Origin of the sequence: Marinobacter sediminum (genome assembly GCF_016820575.1) — a bacterium.
Lineage (GTDB): Bacteria > Pseudomonadota > Gammaproteobacteria > Pseudomonadales > Oleiphilaceae > Marinobacter > Marinobacter sediminum.
Window position 1 is genome coordinate 353,818 of the sequence record NZ_JAEMQH010000002.1, and the last position, 18,847, is coordinate 372,664.

Sequence of the window (18,847 nt, forward strand, 5' to 3'; positions counted from 1 at the left end):
CCCTCATTAATCCGATTTATTCAGTAACTTCGGTTTAACGAACAGGAATAGAAGACATGGCAGCAAAAGACGTTAAATTCGGTGATAGCGCTCGTAAGCGTATGGTCGCAGGCGTCAACGTTCTGGCAGACGCGGTTAAAGTGACCCTCGGCCCGAAAGGCCGTAACGTGGTTCTGGAAAAGTCCTTCGGTGCACCGACCATCACCAAAGACGGTGTGTCTGTAGCGAAAGAAATCGAACTGCACGACAAGTTCGAGAACATGGGCGCACAGATGGTCAAGGAAGTTGCTTCCCAGGCCAACGACACCGCCGGTGACGGCACCACCACCGCTACCGTTCTGGCTCAGGCCATCGTTAACGAGGGCGTGAAGGCAGTGACTGCCGGCATGAACCCGATGGATCTGAAGCGTGGTATCGACAAGGCCACCACTGAAGCGGTCAAGGCAATTCGTGACATGGCCAAGCCATGCGACGACAGCCGCAACATCGCTCAGGTGGGCACCATTTCTGCCAACGGCGACGAGACCATCGGTAAGTTGATTGCCGATGCCATGGAGCGCGTCGGTAAAGAAGGCGTCATTACCGTTGAAGAGGGCCGTGGCCTGGAAGACGAGCTGGACGTGGTCGAAGGTATGCAGTTCGATCGTGGCTTCCTGTCTCCGTACTTCATCAACAACCAGGACAACATGTCCGCCGAGCTGGATGACCCGTACATCCTGCTGGTCGACAAGAAGATCTCCAACATCCGCGAACTGCTGCCGGTGCTGGAATCTGTCGCCAAGGCTGGTAAGCCGCTGATGATCATCGCCGAAGATATCGAAGGCGAAGCGCTGGCCACCCTGGTTGTGAACAACATGCGTGGCATCGTTAAAGTCGCCGCCGTTAAGGCGCCTGGCTTTGGTGATCGTCGCAAAGAGATGCTGCAGGACATCGCCATTCTGACCGGCGGTACTGTGATCTCTGAAGAAGTGGGTCTGACCCTGGAAAACACCACCCTGGATGATCTGGGCACCGCCAAGCGTGTCAACATCACCAAGGAAAACACTACCATCATCGGCGGTGTGGGTGCCCAGGCGGATATCGAAGCTCGCGTTGAGCAGATCCGCAAGCAGATCGAAGACAGCTCCTCTGATTACGACAAAGAGAAGCTGCAAGAGCGCGTTGCCAAGCTGGCTGGCGGTGTTGCCGTCATCAAGGTGGGCGCAGGCTCTGAAGTAGAAATGAAAGAGAAGAAGGCCCGCGTTGAAGACGCACTGCACTCCACCCGCGCTGCGGTTGAAGAAGGCATTGTTGCCGGCGGTGGCGTTACCCTGATCCGTGCTATCGCAGCACTGGATGCAGTGGATGCGATCAACGAAGAGCAGAAGGCTGGCGTGAACATTCTGCGTCGCGCTATGGAAGCTCCGCTGCGTCAGATCGTGTACAACGCCGGTGGCGAGTCTTCCGTAGTTGTTGCCAAGGTACGTGAAGGCGAAGGTTCCTTCGGTTACAACGCCTCCACCGAGCAGTACGGCGACATGCTGGAAATGGGTATCCTGGATCCCGCCAAGGTCACCCGTTCGGCACTGCAGGCAGCCGCTTCTGTTGCGTCTCTGATCATCACCACTGAGGCGATGGTTGCAGATGAGCCGCAGGAAGAAGGCGCCGGCGGTGGTATGCCGGACATGGGTGGCATGGGCGGCATGGGAGGCATGGGCGGCATGATGTAATGCCGGCCTGATCCCAGCCACGCCTTGAGAGATCCGGGCGTGGCCCGATCTACCCTGAAAACCCCGCGTCAGTTCGCACTGGCGCGGGGTTTTTGTTTTTTCTCATGAACTTGCCTCAGGCGTTTGTTAGACTCGGCTACCGGTCGACTGTCTGTGTGTATCTGAATGAGCAACGCTGAATCCAAACCTTTTCTCCGCCCTGGCAAGCTGATCCTGTTGGTCTTGCTGGCACTGGTGGTGTATGCGTCTGCCTTGCTGGTCTGGGTGCCGGCGGGATGGGCATGGCAGCAGGTCTCCGACCGGATTTCCCTGCCGCAACAGGTGGAGGTTCGTCAGGTGTCCGGGCGGGTTTGGGATGGCGCTGCCGGGTTGAGGGTGGCGGGTTACCCAGTGCGCGTGGACTGGCAGCTCGGTTGGCCCTCCTTGACTGAACTGTCACTTCCGGTCGACCTCTCTATTGCGTCATCCCAATCTGAAATTGAAGGCGATATCACCGTTGCATGGCCCCAGCGGGCTGAAATCAATGCCAATGGCCAGGTGGTGGTCAGCGAGTTTAAAGACCTCATTCGTCGCGCTGGCGGCGCCATGATTGAAGGTAATGTGTCTATCGATCGACTGAATCTGGTGTGGGAAGATAACCGCGTTACCCTGGCCGAAGGCCTGGGCCGCTGGGCCGGTGGCCAGGTTTCCTGGCCGATGGGGAATCAGACCGGCCAGGCCCGATTCCCGCCCATGCAGGCAGAGCTTGATACCACGCAGGGCGGCGTTGCCCTGACGGTGGCGGAGCAGGGCGGCGACGGCCCGGCGGCGGATGTGCAAATTCTGTGGAGCGGCATGATGGACCTCAGGGTCTATAAGCGAATGGTGGACCTGGCGGGACAGCCCTGGTCGGATTCCGCAAACCCCGGCGATGTGGTGTTCCGGGTCCGGCAGCCACTGCTGCCAGGAGCGCGCTGATATGCCTGCGATGAGTGTACAAGCGCAAGCACGATTGTCTCGGGCACTGGCAAACCTGTTGCTGGTGGGGTTGGTCATTTATCTCGGCGTTGCGCTGGCCAAGGTGACCTGGCTGGCGGCCTGGGACGACAGGCCGGTTCCGGTTGCGCCGCTGGCCGGCAGTGGTCAAGGCGTGGACGGCTCGGGGTTGTCCTTCCCGATGGCCAGTTTCGAATTTTTCGGCCGGCCGCCGAAGCAGGCGGGAGTGGCCGAGGTGGTCAAGCGATCAGCGCCCGAGACCGGCCTGCGATTGCGGCTTGAGGGCGTGCTTGTAGGACAGCGCCCGGAAGACTCCGGTGCTATAGTTGCAGGAAGCAACGGAGAAACGGCGTACTATCGGGTTGGCGACATGCTGCCCGGCAACGCCGAGCTGGCGGAAGTGGAACCCAGTCGCATCCTGATTCGCCGCGGTGGCCGCTACGAATCACTGACTTTTGATGAGCCGGAATCAGATACGCTGGTTGCGCAGCAGATGGAACAGCCGGCAGAATCGTCGCCGGATGCCTTTTTGGAGAGTGCCCGGGCGCAGTTGGACAGCCAGGGCGCAGCAGCTCTTAACGCTTACGGGCTGAAGCCGGTGGATGACAGTGGGGCGTCGGGTTACGTTTACAACGGTTCCAATGCCATGCTCAATGCCGTTAACCTTCAGGCCGGCGATGTCATTACCGCCATCAACGGCCAGCGTCTGGGCGACATAGAACAGGACAAATCCCTGCTTGAGAGTTGGCGTGGCCAGGCTCAGGTGGATATAGAAATCGAGCGTGACGGATCCATCCTCACCATCAGTTATGCCATACCCGAGCAGTGGCGCTGACCGGGTTCATTGATACAGGACGAAATCGCCACATGTATAACCACAAGACCAATCTGTTGCGGGCGTTTGCCCTGCTTATTCTTCTGCCTCTCATGTCCGTGGCTCACGGGCAGGAAGAAACCTGGCGACTGAACCTGAAGGATGCCGATATCCGGGCCTTCGTAACCCAGGTTGCAGACATCACCGGATACAGTTTTGTGGTGGACCCCCGGGTCAAAGGCAAGGTGACGGTGCTGTCCAGCGCCCCGATGAACAAGGACGAAATCTACGATCTGTTTCTGGCGGTGCTCAATGTCCACGGCTTCACCGCCATTCCCGGTGAGGAAGTGATCAAGGTGGTGCAGCAGGTGGACGCCAAGCAATCGGCGGAATCCATGTCCCGGTTTGAAGAGATCCCCTCCGAGCAGCTTATTACCCGAGTGATCCAGATCGACAACGCCAATGCCCTCGAACTGGTGCCGATTCTGCGCCCCCTGGTGGCCAAGTACGGCCACCTTGCAGGCGTAGCCGCCGCCAATGCACTCATCGTCAGCGACCATTCCTCGAACATCCAGCGCATCGAGCAAATCGTTCGCGAGCTCGACAGCCCGTCCAAGTACGAAGTTGAAGTGATCCAGCTGGACGAAGCCTGGGTTGGCGATATGGTGACTTTGCTGCAGGAGCTGGCACCGGATGAACTGGGCCGTGCCGGTGGTGAAAACGCCGCGCGCAAGTACAGTGTGACCGCCGATGAACGCAGTAATCGGCTGATCTTGCGGGGCGACCAGAATTTCCGTGACAAGATGCGCGGACTGATCCGTCAGCTCGATCAACCCTCCGCCACGGGGGGCACCACCAAGGTGCTGCGCCTGAAACACGCCGACGCCAAAAAGCTGGCTGAAATCCTGAAGGGCGTCATGGGCGAGCTGGCCAAAGAGAGCGGCGGCAGCGCCAGTGGCGGATCTGGCGGGACCAAGCCGGGCAGCAGCTTTGCGGTGTTTGCCGATGAAGGGCTCAACGCCCTGGTAGTTCGGGGCGAGCCATCACTGATGCAGGAAGCTGAGCAGATTGTCGCTCACCTGGACGTTCGCCGGGCTCAGGTGCTGATTGAAGCGGCTATTGTCGAGATCAGCGATGACCTGGGTCAGGACCTCGGGGTTCAGTTTGCCGTGGGTGACGAGTCTGGTGAGTCGAGCCCCATTGCCGGCACTAACTTCAGTAACGTTGGCCGCAGCCTGAGTGAAGTGATCAGTGCCCTGGTTACCGATTCGGCCATTGGCCCGGCGGCCGGTGGTATCACCGTTGGCGCCGGCCAACGTGATCGAGATGGCATTACCTGGGGCATTCTGCTGCAGGCTCTGTCCACCTCTGCCGCCGCCAACCTGCTGTCCACGCCGAGCATCATTACTCTGGATAACCAAGAGTCAGAGATTATCGTGGGTCAGAACGTCCCGTTCCGGACGGGTGAGTCCACCGTGACCGGTGATGGCACCACCAATCCGTTCACCACCATCGAGCGCCGTGACATTGGTTTGACCCTGAAGGTAACACCGACGATCAGTGCCGATGGCCTGGTGCGGCTGGTGGTTGAGCAAACCACGGAAAACGTTGCTGACAGCATTGAGAATGCCTCTGACATCGTTACCAACAAGCGCGAGATCAAGACTACAGTGCTGGCGGATGACGGCGAAACCATCGTTCTGGGCGGCCTGATCCGTGATGACTACCAGATCAACAAGAGCAAGGTGCCCCTCTTGGGCGACATTCCGTTCATTGGCCGTCTATTCTCGTCCGAATCTGAGCGTCGTATCAAACGCAACCTGCTGGTGTTCCTGCGCCCGACCATCATGCTGGGTAAGACGGAAGCTGTGGCCGTCACCGATGACAAGTTCCAGGAGTTGTGGGAAGTAAATCTGGATATTCGTAAGAAGCTGGATCTGCCGCCGGTGGACGCCAGCCCGGATATTGAAGTGTTGTTCGATGGCCGGAAGCGCCAAGAAATGGGTGAGACAATAAACCCTTAAGCGGTGAGTGGTGGCATCGGGCAGTCGATCTGGTCGGCCACCAATCTCATCAGTTCGTATTCGCGAACGTCCACTTTGCCATCGTGGCTGATGCAATGGCCACAGGCATCGATGATTGCGGGCTTGAGCAAAGGCGTGAGCCCGTTCAGTGTGGTCAGCGCCTCCTGTAACTGGCGCATGGTCACCTTCTCCAGAACCGCTGGATCCTGCCCCTTGGTGCTTTGAAAACCTGCCATCGCCTCCCGGTACAACAGCTCCGCATCCGATGCACTGGAGGTTCCCGCGCGGGCGAACAGACTCAGCAGTTTCTGGATGGCAGGCATCACCGGGCGGTACTTACGGTAGCGAACCGGTATCACCTGACCGGCGCCGGCACCCAGGTGGCGGGACAGAAAGCTGGTCAGGGCCAGTTCAAACAGTGACATCCGATCGTCAGCCGCGACCAGTTTCTGAACATTGGTGATCAGTCCCTCCCGTTCCTCTGGGTCTAGTTTCCGTAATGCCGGCATGGCCAGTTCCAGGGCCGGGAAGCGTACCTCCTCACCGAGGGATTTCAGGGATGGAATCAGCTTGCCCAGCAAGTCCGGTTGACCGCCCAGCACGGGATGGTCGGGAATCAATCCGAGCAGCCGACGCTGTTGCTCTCGCGATTCTTCGGCAATGATCAGGGCATAGCAGAGCTGGATGGCCCCGGCGCGGGTGCAGAGCAGGCTACGAAAGGTGGCTGGCAGGCGGGCCAGCAAGCGCGTGGCAAAGGCTTCGCCCTGGGGCGTAACGGTGCCAACCCGTTGTGACAATGTGCTGGCGATCGAAGCAGGGACGGCCTCGCGGTGCGAGGCCAGGGGCGACGTACTGGTTCGCCGGAGCGGTGCCACCACCTCGGCCCCGAAGCTGGCAAAACCAGAGGCCTGTGCCGGCCTTTCGGCGTTGGCGGCGGCGCGCAGATCGGCTTCCGGTTGGGTATCCCGGAGACGACTGCGCAGGCGGGCCAGCATGCCCGGCTGAATCTGGTTGATGCGCTCCTCGATGGGCGGGTGTGAGGCCAGCAGGGAGGCGAACTTCATCCTCGCGCTCTCCCCGAAACACATGTGGTTCATGTCGCTGGCGTGGCTGGTGGTGTCCAGGTAGCCGCCTTTCAGGCCAATCTTGAACAGGGCCCCGGCTATGCCTTCCGGATTGCGAGTAAATTGCACCGATGAGGCATCAGCCAGCAATTCCCGCTGCCTGGACACCGCCGCCTGAATCAGGCGGCCAAAGAAAACGCCAACGTAGCCAATGATCAGCAGCGCGATACCAATCACGCCAATGGCTGCCTGGCCCCGATTATCGCCCGATGAGCGCACAGACCGATGGCGGCTGTAGAACGACATCCGCATCAGGAAACCGCCAATCTGGCCAATCATCAGAATCCCGGCCAGCAGGGCGATCAGGCGAACGTTCAGGCGCATGTCCCCGTTAAAGATATGGCTGAATTCATGACCGACCACGCCCTGAAGTTCGTCGCGGTTAAGTTGAGTCAGGGTGCCATGGGTTACCACCATGACGGCTTCGCCCGGCGTATAGCCGGCCACGAAGGCATTGATGCCGGTTTCCTGATCCATCACGTACAGCTCGGGTACCGGCACGCCACTGGCGATGGCCATCTCCTCGACCACATTGCGGAGCCGGCGCTCGTCCTGGTCCCGGGTGTCAGGATCAATCGGGCGGGCGCCCACCATCTTGGCAACCCGCTCGCCGCCCCCAGCCAGATCAACCCAGCGAATCAGGGATGTGACGCCGATCAGGGTGACCACCGTCGCAGCGGTGAGTAGGCCATGGCGGGACAGTAGCCAATCGAGGAAGGCGAGGCCGGAGGATTCACTGCGAGTGACAAAGTAGCCGACCAGGGAAACCGCAAGCGTGATCAGTACCACAGCCGTCAGGAACAGCAGGACTAGCACGCTGGTATTGCGCCGGGCACTGGCCTGGCGCTGGAAAAAACCGGGATGAGCCATGAGTCAGGGCGTCAGAAAGCGACTTTTGGCGCCTGGCGGGCCTCTGGTGTTTCAAGCTCCAGTTGGGCGGTCTCTTTGAACGCACACATGCCGGCGAGAATGTTGTTGGGGAACTGCTCGCGGAAAATGTTGTAGCTCATAACGCCATCGTTATAGGCCTGGCGCGCGAAGGCAACTCGGTTTTCGGTGCTGGAAAGTTCTTCCATCAGTTGCTGGATGGTTTCGTTGGCCTTCAGCTCCGGGTAATCCTCGGCCACCGCATAGAAGTTGGCCAGGGCCTTGTTCAGCAGATTCTCTGCACTGCCCAGGCGCTGGATCTTGGTGCCGTCCCCGGGATCGCGGGCCGCGTCTTTCTGGGCGCTGACCGCGTTGTTACGGGCTTCCATGACCTGGGTAAGGGTGGTCTGCTCATGGCTCAGGTAGGCCTTGGCGGCCTCAACGAGGTTGGGGATGAGGTCGTGTCGACGTTGCAGCTGCACGTCGATCTGGGCGAAGCCGTTCTTGAACTGGTTTCTCAGGGACACCAGTCGGTTGTAGATAAACACCAGGTAGATGACGACGACGGCGATAACGATCAGACCAATAACGGTTGTTCCCATGTTCACTCCTCGGGGGATTCAAATGGTTAGACGTTGTTCTCGACCAACTGCTCGTGAAAGGTTTCCACGAACCGTTCAAAATCACTGGGCAGCAGCGGTTTGCTGAAGAAATACCCCTGCGCGAGCTTACAGCCGCGCTGGGTCAGATAATATTCCTGTTCGGCGGTTTCCACGCCCTCCGCCACCACCGAAAGATTCAGGCTCTTGCCCAGGTCGATAATTGTGTTGGCTATTCGAGTGTCATCCTCGTTTACCAGCAGGTCGCGAATGAACTGTTTGTCGATCTTCAGGTGCTGAACCGGCATCTGTTTCAGGTAAGTGAGCGACGAGTAGCCAGTGCCAAAGTCGTCGACCGCGATATTGATGCCAGCCTTGTTCAGGCGATGCAGTTTGGCAACCGCATCCGACAGATTGGTCATAAAGCTGGTTTCGGTGACTTCCAGCTCAAGTCGGCCAGCGGGGATGTCGTGCCGGTGCAGGGTGTCGAGAATATCGGTGACAATACTGGCTTGGCGAATTTGCACGGCCGACAGGTTGACTGCAATGCGCAGGGGGGATCCTTGGTCGGCCCAGCGCGCAGCTTGCCAGCAGGCTTGTTCCAGTACCCACTGGCCGATCTCCACAATGGTGCCGTTGGCTTCGGCGACTGGGATGAAATCGTCCGGTGGTACCAGACCCCGGGTAGGATGTTCCCAGCGGATCAGCGCTTCGGCACCAATTACTCGCCGGCTCTCAAGGCTGATCTGGGGCTGATAGACCAGGTGGAATTCTTTATTGGCCAGGGCCTGGGACAGATCCCTCTCCAATTGCCTGCGATCACGAATCTCCTGATCGATGCTGGCAACGTAGAATTGGAAGTGGTCGTTGCCGCTCTGTTTGGCCAGGGTCATGGTCTGCTCGGCACTCTGCAGCAAACGGTCGGCCTTATTGGCGTCCGACGGGAACAGAGCCACACCAATGGTGGCCGTCATTGCCACATGCTGATCCTCGACCATCATGGGGCGGCCGACGCAGGCAAGAACCCGCTCGGCCGTATCGGCGGCCTGAAAGCCATCTTTCAAGCCTTTTTCGACGATTACAAACTGGTCGCTGCCCAGTCGGGCGATGGTGAAGCGAGAGCTGCCGAGCTGGCCGGTGAGGCGGTCAGCCACGGTTTGCAGAATCAGGTCGCCGCTGCGGAACCCGCATTGCTCATTCACGGACTTGAAGTCGTCAATGCCGCACACCATCAGCGATAACACGCCTTTGCGGGTCTCAGTTTCCTGGATGTCCCGGGCGAGTTGATCCATAAAGGTGTCACGGCTTGGCAAGCCGGTCAGCTGGTCGTAGCGAGAAAGCCGGCTGACCCGGTCCTCGGCGTCGCGGTGGCGTTTCTGGGTGTCGGCTATGGCCACCAGAAGATTGTTGGTGGCGTTTACCCAAAGCCCCAGCTCGTCCCGTTCGTGTCCGGCCGGAAGGGTGACCAGTCGATCGTCTGGATATTCCGGATCCACCGCTTTCACGGAGTGCACGATGCGCAGCAGCGGCCGGGTGAGGAGCAAGTGGAAAACAAAATAAAGCACCAGGCCGAGTATCAGCGCTGTCGCGATCCCGGAGGCAAAAGTGACGGTCGCCCGATCAAGCCAGGTTCTGGCGGCGGGAACGGTGTCGTAGTGAACCTCAAGGTAACCATAAACGGTATCAGCAGTATCATCGCGAACCAGGGGAACCCGGTAGGTTCGGTCTGCATCAAAAATCGGATCGGTCATTGGGCGGAAAGGAGTTTGTTGCAAGGGTCGATTGCGGGCGCCAAGAACCTCGCCATCCGGATGGGTAATGGCGGCTATGTGCACGGCATCCATGGCGAAGAGCCCATCTACCACTTGCTGAGCCAGCTCTGAATCAATGCTGAAAACTGCCTGGGTAGCAGCGTCGCGGACCATGGAGATGGTCTGGCCAGCTTGGCTATCAAGGTCCTTGGAAACACGCCCGGCGTCCAGAATCACCTGAACGGTGCTGATAATAACGCCACAGATAAGGGCTATGGCGAGAATCCGTCCGAAGATGCGGTAGCCCAGGCGATGCTCAACCTTGAAGGAATTTTTCATTCAGGTCTGTCTGTTATCTGGTTCGTTGAGAAGTCATGTTCGCACAAATGTCACCGCTCTAGCGACGGCTGCAATGCTCTCTTCCTGAGAATGAATTAACGTCCACGTAACTTGTTTGAGTATCGGTGATTTTGTCGGAGATTGCAGGGTGGGAGGTGTATCGATTTGTAAGGATTTCATTCTCTAAGATACACAAACGCCCGCACGGAGCGGGCGTTTGTACTTTTACAGCCTTGAGCTGTGGCCTTTCGGCCAGTCTGGCGCGGTGATCAGGCCAGGTTTTCGTTCACGAAATCCCAGTTCACCAGGTTCCAGAACGCTTCCAGATAGTTCGGACGGGAGTTGCGGTAATCGATGTAGTACGCGTGCTCCCAGACGTCTACCGTCAGCACCGGCTTGTCAGCGCCGGTCAGCGGCGTTTCGGCGTTGCTGGTGTTGGCAATGGCAACGCTGCCGTCGGCCTTCTTCACCAGCCAGGTCCAGCCAGAACCGAAGTTGTTGGCGGCCTTGTCGTTGAACTCTTTCTTGAAGGCATCGAACGAACCGAAGGCTTTCTCGATGGCATCCTTGGCTGCACTGGTGGGCTCACCGCCGCCATTCGGGCTCAGGCAGTTCCAGTAGAAGGTGTGGTTCCAGACCTGCGCGGCGTTGTTGAACAACGGACCGCTGGCGCTCTTGATGATGTCCTCAAGCGACTTGTTGGCGTTGTCCGTACCTTCGACCAGGCCGTTGAGCTTGGTAACGTAGGTGTTGTGGTGCTTGCCGTAATGGTACTCAAGGGTTTCCTGAGAGATGTGCGGTTCCAGTGCGTTCTTTTCGTAAGGCAGTGCGGGAAGTTCAAATGCCATGAGGTCGTTCTCCCTGTCTCTCTGTTATGTGAGTGTACAACTCGTCAATATAGGGTCGATCTAATGTATATCAACCCCTTGGTGTTAAAGAGCTTTTAAACTCCGGGCTGCCGGGCAGGAACTGGGCGCAGTTGCGTACGCGCCAGACCAGCTCTTCGTAACTGTCTGCCAGAACATTCACGTGGCCCAGCTTGCGCCCCGGACGTTCACCTTTGTTGTACAGGTGCAGGTGGGCGTAGGGCAGCTCGAGAATGCGTTCCGTCTCGCCATGCTCGCCGATAATGTTGATCATGCAGCTCAGGCCTCGCGCTTCAACGCTGCCCAGGTGATGACCACTCACCGCCCGGATGTGGTTTTCAAACTGGCTGGTCATGGCGCCTTCGATGGTCCAGTGCCCGGAGTTGTGCACTCGTGGTGCCATCTCGTTGGCAACCAGGCCATCTTCGGTTTCAAACAGCTCGAGGGTCAATACGCCGACATAGTTCAATTCGTTCAATAGGGCACGGATATACCGCTCGGCATCCTCCTGAATGGAGGCTTGAAGGTCCGGTGCTGGCGCGATGGAGTAGCGCAGAATGCCCTCGTGGTGGCTGTTTTCAGCCATCGGGTAGAAGGCCAGGTCGCCGTCTTCTGCCCGTACCGCAATGATCGACACTTCGCGCTTGAAGTCGACAAATTTCTCGACGATCAGGCGCGGGTGCCCAATGTCTGCCCAGGCTTGTTCGGCGTCGTCGGGGCTGCGCAGAACCGCCTGGCCTTTGCCGTCATAACCTTCGGTATTGGATTTGGCCACAACCGGACAGCCCAACTCTTCGGCAGCCGCTTTTAGTGACTCGGCGCTGTCCGCAATTTTCCATTCCGGGGTGGGTATGCCGAGCTCGCCAAACAGAGTCTTCTCCAGCTCACGATTCTGGCAAACCTGCAGTGCCCTTGGGCAGGGGTGGACCGGCTTTTCTTTCGCCAGTTTTTCCGCTACGTCGACCGGCAGGTGCTCAAATTCGTAGGTCACGCGATCAACTCGGGACAGGAAATCGTCCTGGTACTGACCTTCCCGGTCGATGATCACTTCGCCGAGTCCGGCGCTGGGGCTGCCAGACATGTCGTAGAAAACAAAGGTCTTGGCCAGTGGATAGCCGGCCAGGGCTAGCATGCGTCCCAGTTGGCCTGCGCCTAAAACACCAATTCTCATCTGTATTCTCCTGCCGGTTTCTGGCTGCTGAATCGTCGGTGTGTGCGGGTCGAACTGCACGTGTTTCAACCCGCTCAGCACGGCTTAGCTTGGAAGTTACTGCTCTCGTGGGTCCGGATTGTCCAGAATGGTCTGGGTCTGGGTGCTTCTGAACTCATCGACGGCCTTGCGGACATTGGCGTCGCTGGTGCCGACAATCTGAGCCGCCAGCAGACCAGCATTGGTGGCACCAGCATTGCCGATTGCCAGTGTGCCCACGGCGATACCACCCGGCATCTGAACAATGGACAGCAGTGAATCGAGACCGTTCAGGGCCTTGGACTGCACCGGAACACCCAATACTGGCAGTGACGTCTGCGAGGCAACCATGCCGGGCAGGTGAGCGGCGCCGCCAGCGCCTGCAATGATCACCTTCAGACCACGCTCGGCTGCGGTTTTCGCGTAATCAAACAGCAGGTCCGGGGTACGATGCGCTGACACCACTTTGGTTTCGTAATCGACGCCCAGCTTTTCAAGCATCTTGGCGGCGTGTTCCATGGTGGGCCAATCAGATTTGGAACCCATGATGAGTCCAACAAGCGGCTGCATAAGCAACTGTCCTGTGATAATTGGAAAGCCGGCCATTGTATGTTTTGGCTGCGGGCCATGCAACACAGCCCCGTCAGCGTTTCGGCCGCGACAGCAACGCCATTTCACCCCTTCTATAACTGCATGTATTATCCGCTGTTGAGATTCAGTCCGTCCATAGCCAGGAGTAGTAATGGAACCCATCCGTCCAGATGACGATGAACTGCGAGCCGAGGCACCGTTTGGTGGTGCTGACAGCCGTGCCCCCCAAGTCAGCAAGAAGAGCGACAGCGGAAAAGCGCGAAAGGGGCCTGGCGGGGGCGACGGAAATGGCAGAGGCCGCGGCAATGTGTCCTTGCTCTGGATTCTGATCATTGGCCTTGCTGGTTTGGCCCTTGCCGGTTGGTATACCCAGAATCAAAGGATCGTGGCGCTGGAAAGCCAGGTGGAAGAAGCCGACTACTGGGCCCGGCAAAGCAAGTTGGCGCTGGCCCGGTTTGAAGGCGAACTGACGGAAACCGGCGAAAATCTGCAGGAGCGTGGGTCCTCGTTGGCCGAGCAGATTGCTGCCAATGACAAGGCCTTGGAAACGGCCAACAGTGAGATTCGTAAGTTGTGGGTGGTCGCTAATGAGCGTAATAAAGAGCGTCTGAATGAGCACCAATCCCGCTTAGAAACTTTGGAAAGCACTCAGGCTGAGAATGTCGAGTCTCTGGCAGCGGTAAAAGTGTCGGTCGATAAGGTCCGGTCCTCGCTGGCCGCCGACATCGCCGCTATGGAGGAACAGGTGAAGACCTCCATTGTGGCCCTGCAGGATGCCAATCGGCAGGTAACGGAGCAGCTCACTTCTCTTAGCGAGCAGATGGCGGACGTGGATCAAGTGGTTGAAAATCGCATTCGCCGGTTCGAGCAGGAGCAGAAACTGGGTTTGCAGGGTATGGAGGGCCGGATTTCGGCGCTTGAAAAAGAGTCTGGCCGACTCGCCGGCGCCGGCAGTGTTCAGTCCCTCAAGAATGAGGTCGCCAGTTTGAAGCGCACCATCGATGCGGTGGATGCATCTCGATCCCAGCTCACATCACGCCTGGTTCGGCTGTCAGACGAGGTTAACGAACTGCGGTCCCGGATGTCCGCGCAGTAGCCAATCTCTATTAAAGTGGTGGGGTGGCGCGAACCGGTGAAGGCCGGTTTGTAACGGTTTGTAGTCATCCCTTTGCGGTAGCTCTCATTTCTGGCTGCGAGCAGTTGTTATCATCAGGCAACTCGCGGACAAGTGAAGAGTGAACAACCATGAAAAGCCCCACGCCCCCTGCTGTCCGGCTGCCTGTCCTGGCGAGCCGGGCAATGCTGATGGCTGCATTGCTGCTGAGCTCCGGCTGCACCATTTACCAGTCCATTGGCAAGAGTGTGGGCGGCTTCCTGCATCCCGTGTCTGGCCCCGATTTTGTGCACATTCCCAATGACCAGTGGGACCGGAAGAATGCGCTGGTGTACTTCTACCGAACCCATTCCCAGTGGGCCGCTGAGGAAATCGAATCGCCCAGCGTGTACATTGATGACAAGCACTACTTCAACATCCGCAACGACAGCTACACCTGGTTGGAGGTAAGCCCGGGTGAGCGCCACATTGCCATGCGGCGACCGCTGCTGGGGCTGGAGGGGATGAACTCCTTCAGTTTGAGTCTGATCGCCGATGCCACGCTGACCACCGAGCCGGGGCGCATCTATTACCTGCGTTACAACGAGCTGACTGAACCCGAGCAACCTCACCCGGATCTTGACCCGGAACACCCACTGGCCCAAGGCGATCTTCAATTGGTCACCCGTGACTACGCCATGCAGGCGGATCAGATTATCAGTACCCGCTTCCTCAACAGTGATCTTCTCGCGCCCAATCATGCCGCCACATCCATCGTCGAGATCAACGAAGACATGGACTACGAGCGCCGCATGGTGCTGCTTGAGGAAGAGCGCGAACTGGAAATCGAGCGGTTGAAAAAGGAGGGGCAGTATCAATCCGCATCCTGGTTCTGGCCGTTTGGTGGCGACCCCGCGGTGCCGCTGGAGGCCGACCGTAAAATCCTGCAGCTTGAAGAAGACTACGCGCAGTTGGAGCTGGAGCGTGAGCGTAAAGCCGAGGCAGAGTCTGGTGGTGGCTGGTGGATCTTTTAATGGGTTGCGCAATTGTCGGATTGGCATCCCGTTACTACACTGAGGGCGGTTGTAATCACTGTCACGTCAGAACCGGAACGTCATCGCTATGTCATTCAAGGATTCGTTAAAGGGTAGGTTCGATAAGCTGACCGAAGACATAATGCCGCCGTTGGTCAGCAGCTGGAAAGAGGTTCAGCGGCGTCTGGATGAGCTTAACTGCTCGCTGGCGAACCGCTCGGTACCGGAGGGTCGACGCGCCAAGGTCAGCGAGCTGTCGTTGCAGGAGAAGGCCCAGCAAGCCGGGCAGGGACGTGCGCCAGCCAGGAAGCGACGGACCAAGGCAAGCAAGGCCTAGAGATCGATCGAAAAATGTACGCTTTTGAATGACTTGGAAGTTTTTAAAAGTTTTTTAGGCAAAACGTTTGACACCGCCAGCGAAATGCTTAAAATGCGCGTCTCACTTGGTTGAGACAGAAACTCTGAATCAACAAACAACGCTCAGCGTTGCAAGTGAATGTCCTTAACCGGGCATGGAAGTGAGTCGAAAGTTGGGTGGTTAGCTCAGCTGGGAGAGCATCGCCCTTACAAGGCGAGGGTCACTGGTTCGATCCCAGTACCACCCACCATTTTTCGACGCGCAGCACCGGATCACCCCATCCGGTAGCAGATTCAGGGCTCAGGTCCGAATCGATGCGGAGCGGTAGTTCAGTTGGTTAGAATACCGGCCTGTCACGCCGGGGGTCGCGGGTTCGAGTCCCGTCCGCTCCGCCATTTTTTCTTTTCCCGGGTGGTTAGCTCAGCTGGGAGAGCATCGCCCTTACAAGGCGAGGGTCACTGGTTCGATCCCAGTACCACCCACCAGAATTCGAAAAGGCAGGCCTCAGGGCCTGCCTTTTTTATTGCCTATTTGCCAATCAACGATTGGCCACATACCCGCACTACGTTGCCATTCACCCCGTTAGACGCAGGGCTGCAATACCACGCGATGGCCTCGGCCACATCAATGGGCAAGCCACCTTGAGACAGGCTGTTCATTCGGCGCCCGGCTTCACGAATCGTTATCGGCATGGCTGCCGTCATCTGGGTTTCGATGAAGCCCGGCGCGATGGCGTTAATGGTTACACCATTCTTCAGTTGCTTTGCCATGGCCTCGACATAGCCAATAACGCCACTCTTGGCAGTGGAGTAGTTGGTTTGGCCAAAGTTGCCGGCAATGCCGCTGATGGATGAAATGCATACAATCCGGCCGTTCTCCCGCATCAGTTCGCGGTGCATCAATTCCTCATCAATCAGTTCTTCGGCGCTCAGGTTTACCGCAATGGTCATGTCCCAGAAGTGCTCAGGCATATTTCCGAGCGTCTTGTCCCGGGTAATGCCGGCGTTATGGATAACCAGGTCGATTCCGCCAAAGTGTTGTTGCACAAAGTCGGTAATTAGCTTGGGGGCTGCCTGGTCGGTAATGTCGCACGCCAGCGCCTTGCCATTGATGGCGTTGGTCACTTTCTCCAGCTCGGCCATGGCCGGTGGGATGTCCAAGCCGATCACCGTGGCGCCGTCCCGGGCCAGAGTTTGGGCGATGGCCGCGCCAATGCCTCGGGACGCACCGGTAACCAGGGCCACTTTACCGGCCAGCGGGGCGACCGGGTTGGTCGTTGGTGCGGCGGTGCTCTTGCCAATGCGCACTACCTGACCGGATACATAAGCCGAGCGGGGGGAGAGGAAAAAACGCACGGAGGAATCCAGCTGTTTCTCAGCACCAGGTGCCATCCACACCAGGTTTGCAGTGGAGCCTTTCTTGCCGATTTCCTTGCCAACACTGCGAACAAATCCCTCCAACGCCTGTTGTGCTGCTGCCTGAGGTGCTTTGCGGCAGGTAGAGGGATTCTGGCCAACCACCACTACCCGGGCATTGCGGCCGAGATTTTTGATGGTCGGATGGAAAAAGTCGTACAGGGCCCTGAGGTCATCCGGACTCTTCAAGCCGGTGGCATCAAAGACCAGGCCGGAAAAAGTCGGCTTGGTGTCCTCGCCAAGTTCCAGAGCCTTGGCCTTGTTGCCCGCCTTAGCGGAGTCACTGAGGGAGTCGATGCCGCTGGCATGATGCACCGTAGCGGCACTGGCGTTCAGGATGCCGCCGAGGGTGGCAATGGCCTTGGCGCCGTTGCCTGCGCCAATCAGTACGTCACCCTCGATAAAGGGTTGATCGGGGCGCTTCAGGCGGTTCAGGGGAATGGGGGCCGGCAAGCCCAGCGACTGCGCCGCGGTTTTGCCAACCGGGGTGTTCACAAATTTTAGGTAAAGGTCAGACATAAAATCTTCCTTGTGGTTGCTATAGTGCATCTCGAATGCATAAAGAGAGCGGGACGACTTACAGGGTAAAGAATCGGTCAGTTTTTGTATTGACTCAATGCCGCTGGCTTATTGTCAGGCCTGCCAATGAGCGGCGGGCTTGGCAGGTTAGACTGCTTGCCGATTAACCATTTTCTCAAAGGACATCGTCATGGCACAGGCATCGAAAACCACCCAGTCAAAGGCGCCAGCGCGCTCAAAACAGCCAGCGGCACAGCCCAGTGGAGTGCGCCGTGTTGCGGTTCTCGGTGGCAACCGGATTCCGTTCGCCAAGTCGAACACGGCGTACAGCAAGGTTGGCAACCAGGAGTTGCTGACGTCCGCGCTACGCGGGCTTGTGGATCGTTACGGTCTTCAAGGTCAGCGTTTAGGTGAGGTTGTGGCCGGGGCAGTGATCAAGCATTCCCGGGACTTCAACCTGACCCGTGAAGCCTCATTAAGTTCTGGCCTGGCGCCGGAAACGCCGGCGTACGATATTCAGCAGGCCTGTGGCACCGGGCTTGAAGCAGCCATCTTGGTGGCCAACAAAATTGCCCTTGGCCAGATCGAGTGCGGTATAGCGGGTGGCACCGACACCACCTCGGACGCGCCTATTGGCGTCGGTGAGGGCTTGCGCGAAATCCTGTTGGACCTGAATCGCGCCAAGACCCTGGGCCAGCGTCTGAAAATTCTCGGTCGTTTCCGGCCTGGACACCTGGTGCCGGAGGTGCCTGAGAATGGCGAGCCGCGCACGGGCATGTCCATGGGTGGCCATGCCCAGGTCACTGCCCATGAGTGGAGCATTGCCCGGGAGGACCAGGATCAGTTGGCACTGGAGAGCCACCAGAAACTGGCGAAAGCCTATGAGGACGGATTCTTTAGCGACCTGATGACGCCCTTGGCGGGACTGGAGCGTGACAACATCCTGCGGGCCGATACCTCACTGGAAAAGCTGGCATCGCTCAAGCCCTGTTTCGATCGCGAGAACGGCACCATGACCGCGGCCAACAGCACTGCGCTAACCGACGGCGCCTCCTGCGTGCTGCTTGCCAGCGAGGAGTGGGCAAAAGCTAACAATCTTGAGGTGAAGGCCTGGCTGACGTTCTCGGAAGTGGCCGCGGTGGACTTTGTCGACAAGAAAGAAGGCTTGCTGATGGCCCCAGCATACGCCGTGCCGCGCATGCTTGAGAAAGCAGGCCTGAGCCTGCAGGATTTCGATTTCTACGAGATTCACGAAGCCTTTGCCTCACAGGTACTGTCGACGCTTAAGGCCTGGGAAGATCCGGAATTCTGTAAGACCCGCCTCGGGCTGGACCAGCCACTGGGCAGCATCGATCGCAGCAAGCTGAACGTGAAAGGTAGCAGTCTGGCAGCCGGGCATCCTTTTGCCGCCACCGGTGGTCGCATCGTGGCAACCCTGGCAAAACTGCTGGAGCAGAAGGGTAGTGGCCGTGGCCTTATCTCCATCTGTGCTGCCGGTGGTCAGGGCGTTACCGCAATTCTGGAGCGCTAAATTTCGAGAAAAGCGAAATTGCCTTTGACAGACACTGCTTCACCCCTTA

At 58.3% G+C, this 18,847-nt stretch carries 15 protein-coding genes and 3 tRNA genes; 11 read left to right on the plus strand and 7 right to left on the minus strand.

All coding sequences use genetic code 11. The annotated features are described in order from the left end of the window. The first annotated feature begins 56 nt into the window (after nucleotides 1-56). From groL to gspD, 4 genes are all read left to right on the plus strand, one after another. Nucleotides 57-1,709, plus strand: a complete 1,653-nt coding sequence (groL, locus tag FGO67_RS08450) for a chaperonin GroEL (protein ID WP_203300297.1) — start codon at nucleotides 57-59, stop codon at nucleotides 1,707-1,709. Nucleotides 1,710-1,874: 165 nt separating this feature from the next. After that, nucleotides 1,875-2,666 carry a type II secretion system protein N gene (gene gspN / locus FGO67_RS08455; protein ID WP_203300298.1) on the plus strand — a complete coding sequence of 264 codons (792 nt, stop codon included), beginning with the start codon at nucleotides 1,875-1,877 and terminating at the stop codon, nucleotides 2,664-2,666. Nucleotide 2,667: 1 nt separating this feature from the next. Further along, the gene (locus tag FGO67_RS08460) at nucleotides 2,668-3,519 is read left to right on the plus strand and encodes a type II secretion system protein N (protein WP_203300299.1); all 852 of its coding nucleotides are present in this window, start codon (nucleotides 2,668-2,670) and stop codon (nucleotides 3,517-3,519) included. A gap of 32 nt (nucleotides 3,520-3,551) precedes the next feature. Further along, nucleotides 3,552-5,522, plus strand: a complete 1,971-nt coding sequence (gspD, locus tag FGO67_RS08465) for a type II secretion system secretin GspD (RefSeq protein WP_203300300.1) — start codon at nucleotides 3,552-3,554, stop codon at nucleotides 5,520-5,522. Here the strand turns inward: gspD and FGO67_RS08470 are convergent. The 6 genes from FGO67_RS08470 to purE form a co-directional block, all read right to left on the minus strand. Beyond that, entirely contained in the window at nucleotides 5,519-7,516 is a 1,998-nt protein-coding gene (locus tag FGO67_RS08470) for a M48 family metallopeptidase (RefSeq protein WP_203300301.1), read from the minus strand. The two genes, gspD and FGO67_RS08470, sit on opposite strands and share 4 nt — an antisense overlap. An 11-nt stretch (nucleotides 7,517-7,527) precedes the next feature. Beyond that, nucleotides 7,528-8,115 (minus strand): LemA family protein, encoded by a 588-nt coding sequence (locus FGO67_RS08475; RefSeq protein WP_203300302.1) that lies wholly within the window; start codon nucleotides 8,113-8,115, stop codon nucleotides 7,528-7,530. A 26-nt stretch (nucleotides 8,116-8,141) separates the two neighbouring features. Further along, nucleotides 8,142-10,202, minus strand: a complete 2,061-nt coding sequence (locus FGO67_RS08480; RefSeq protein ID WP_203300303.1) for a putative bifunctional diguanylate cyclase/phosphodiesterase — start codon at nucleotides 10,200-10,202, stop codon at nucleotides 8,142-8,144. A gap of 269 nt (nucleotides 10,203-10,471) precedes the next feature. Continuing rightward, the gene (locus FGO67_RS08485; RefSeq protein WP_203300304.1) at nucleotides 10,472-11,050 is read right to left on the minus strand and encodes a superoxide dismutase; all 579 of its coding nucleotides are present in this window, start codon (nucleotides 11,048-11,050) and stop codon (nucleotides 10,472-10,474) included. A gap of 70 nt (nucleotides 11,051-11,120) precedes the next feature. After that, nucleotides 11,121-12,239, minus strand: a complete 1,119-nt coding sequence (locus FGO67_RS08490) for a 5-(carboxyamino)imidazole ribonucleotide synthase (protein ID WP_203300305.1) — start codon at nucleotides 12,237-12,239, stop codon at nucleotides 11,121-11,123. Nucleotides 12,240-12,335: 96 nt separating this feature from the next. Further along, nucleotides 12,336-12,827, minus strand: a complete 492-nt coding sequence (purE, locus tag FGO67_RS08495; protein WP_203300306.1) for a 5-(carboxyamino)imidazole ribonucleotide mutase — start codon at nucleotides 12,825-12,827, stop codon at nucleotides 12,336-12,338. Nucleotides 12,828-12,999: 172 nt separating this feature from the next. Here purE and FGO67_RS08500 point away from each other — a divergent pair, with 172 nt between their 5' ends. The 6 genes from FGO67_RS08500 to FGO67_RS08525 all read left to right on the plus strand — a co-directional run bounded on the left by FGO67_RS08500 (nucleotide 13,000) and on the right by FGO67_RS08525 (nucleotide 15,818). Next, entirely contained in the window at nucleotides 13,000-13,944 is a 945-nt protein-coding gene (locus FGO67_RS08500; RefSeq protein ID WP_203300307.1) for a hypothetical protein, read from the plus strand. A gap of 149 nt (nucleotides 13,945-14,093) precedes the next feature. Next, nucleotides 14,094-14,975 (plus strand): DUF2846 domain-containing protein, encoded by an 882-nt coding sequence (locus tag FGO67_RS08505; RefSeq protein WP_203300308.1) that lies wholly within the window; start codon nucleotides 14,094-14,096, stop codon nucleotides 14,973-14,975. An 88-nt stretch (nucleotides 14,976-15,063) separates the two neighbouring features. Next, nucleotides 15,064-15,312, plus strand: a complete 249-nt coding sequence (locus FGO67_RS08510; RefSeq protein ID WP_203300309.1) for a hypothetical protein — start codon at nucleotides 15,064-15,066, stop codon at nucleotides 15,310-15,312. 195 nt (nucleotides 15,313-15,507) lie between these two features. Further along, a tRNA-Val gene (locus FGO67_RS08515) sits at nucleotides 15,508-15,583 on the plus strand. A gap of 68 nt (nucleotides 15,584-15,651) precedes the next feature. After that, a tRNA-Asp gene (locus FGO67_RS08520) sits at nucleotides 15,652-15,728 on the plus strand. Nucleotides 15,729-15,742: 14 nt separating this feature from the next. Continuing rightward, nucleotides 15,743-15,818: transfer RNA gene (locus tag FGO67_RS08525), tRNA-Val, on the plus strand. 42 nt (nucleotides 15,819-15,860) lie between these two features. Here FGO67_RS08525 and FGO67_RS08530 read toward each other — a convergent pair. After that, on the minus strand, nucleotides 15,861-17,267 hold the full coding sequence (locus tag FGO67_RS08530) for a 3-oxoacyl-ACP reductase (RefSeq protein ID WP_203300310.1): 1,407 nt from the start codon (nucleotides 17,265-17,267) through the stop codon (nucleotides 15,861-15,863). A gap of 190 nt (nucleotides 17,268-17,457) precedes the next feature. Between FGO67_RS08530 and FGO67_RS08535 the strand changes: the two genes are divergently transcribed. Beyond that, nucleotides 17,458-18,798 (plus strand): acetyl-CoA C-acetyltransferase, encoded by a 1,341-nt coding sequence (locus tag FGO67_RS08535; protein ID WP_203300311.1) that lies wholly within the window; start codon nucleotides 17,458-17,460, stop codon nucleotides 18,796-18,798. The last annotated feature ends 49 nt before the right edge of the window (nucleotides 18,799-18,847 follow it).

What these genes read in the sequence shown, in the direction of transcription:
- FGO67_RS08460 (WP_203300299.1), top strand. Translation starts at nt 2,668, where the DNA reads ATGCCTGCGATGAGTGTACAAGCGCAAGCACGATTGTCTCGGGCACTG.
- FGO67_RS08535 (WP_203300311.1), top strand. Translation starts at nt 17,458, where the DNA reads ATGGCACAGGCATCGAAAACCACCCAGTCAAAGGCGCCAGCGCGCTCA.
- purE (WP_203300306.1), bottom strand. Translation starts at nt 12,827, where the DNA reads ATGCAGCCGCTTGTTGGACTCATCATGGGTTCCAAATCTGATTGGCCC.
- FGO67_RS08485 (WP_203300304.1), bottom strand. Translation starts at nt 11,050, where the DNA reads ATGGCATTTGAACTTCCCGCACTGCCTTACGAAAAGAACGCACTGGAA.
- groL (WP_203300297.1), top strand. Translation starts at nt 57, where the DNA reads ATGGCAGCAAAAGACGTTAAATTCGGTGATAGCGCTCGTAAGCGTATG.
- gspN (WP_203300298.1), top strand. Translation starts at nt 1,875, where the DNA reads ATGAGCAACGCTGAATCCAAACCTTTTCTCCGCCCTGGCAAGCTGATC.
- FGO67_RS08480 (WP_203300303.1), bottom strand. Translation starts at nt 10,202, where the DNA reads ATGAAAAATTCCTTCAAGGTTGAGCATCGCCTGGGCTACCGCATCTTC.
- FGO67_RS08500 (WP_203300307.1), top strand. Translation starts at nt 13,000, where the DNA reads ATGGAACCCATCCGTCCAGATGACGATGAACTGCGAGCCGAGGCACCG.
- FGO67_RS08470 (WP_203300301.1), bottom strand. Translation starts at nt 7,516, where the DNA reads ATGGCTCATCCCGGTTTTTTCCAGCGCCAGGCCAGTGCCCGGCGCAAT.
- FGO67_RS08510 (WP_203300309.1), top strand. Translation starts at nt 15,064, where the DNA reads ATGTCATTCAAGGATTCGTTAAAGGGTAGGTTCGATAAGCTGACCGAA.
- FGO67_RS08475 (WP_203300302.1), bottom strand. Translation starts at nt 8,115, where the DNA reads ATGGGAACAACCGTTATTGGTCTGATCGTTATCGCCGTCGTCGTCATC.
- FGO67_RS08505 (WP_203300308.1), top strand. Translation starts at nt 14,094, where the DNA reads ATGAAAAGCCCCACGCCCCCTGCTGTCCGGCTGCCTGTCCTGGCGAGC.
- FGO67_RS08530 (WP_203300310.1), bottom strand. Translation starts at nt 17,267, where the DNA reads ATGTCTGACCTTTACCTAAAATTTGTGAACACCCCGGTTGGCAAAACC.
- gspD (WP_203300300.1), top strand. Translation starts at nt 3,552, where the DNA reads ATGTATAACCACAAGACCAATCTGTTGCGGGCGTTTGCCCTGCTTATT.
- FGO67_RS08490 (WP_203300305.1), bottom strand. Translation starts at nt 12,239, where the DNA reads ATGAGAATTGGTGTTTTAGGCGCAGGCCAACTGGGACGCATGCTAGCC.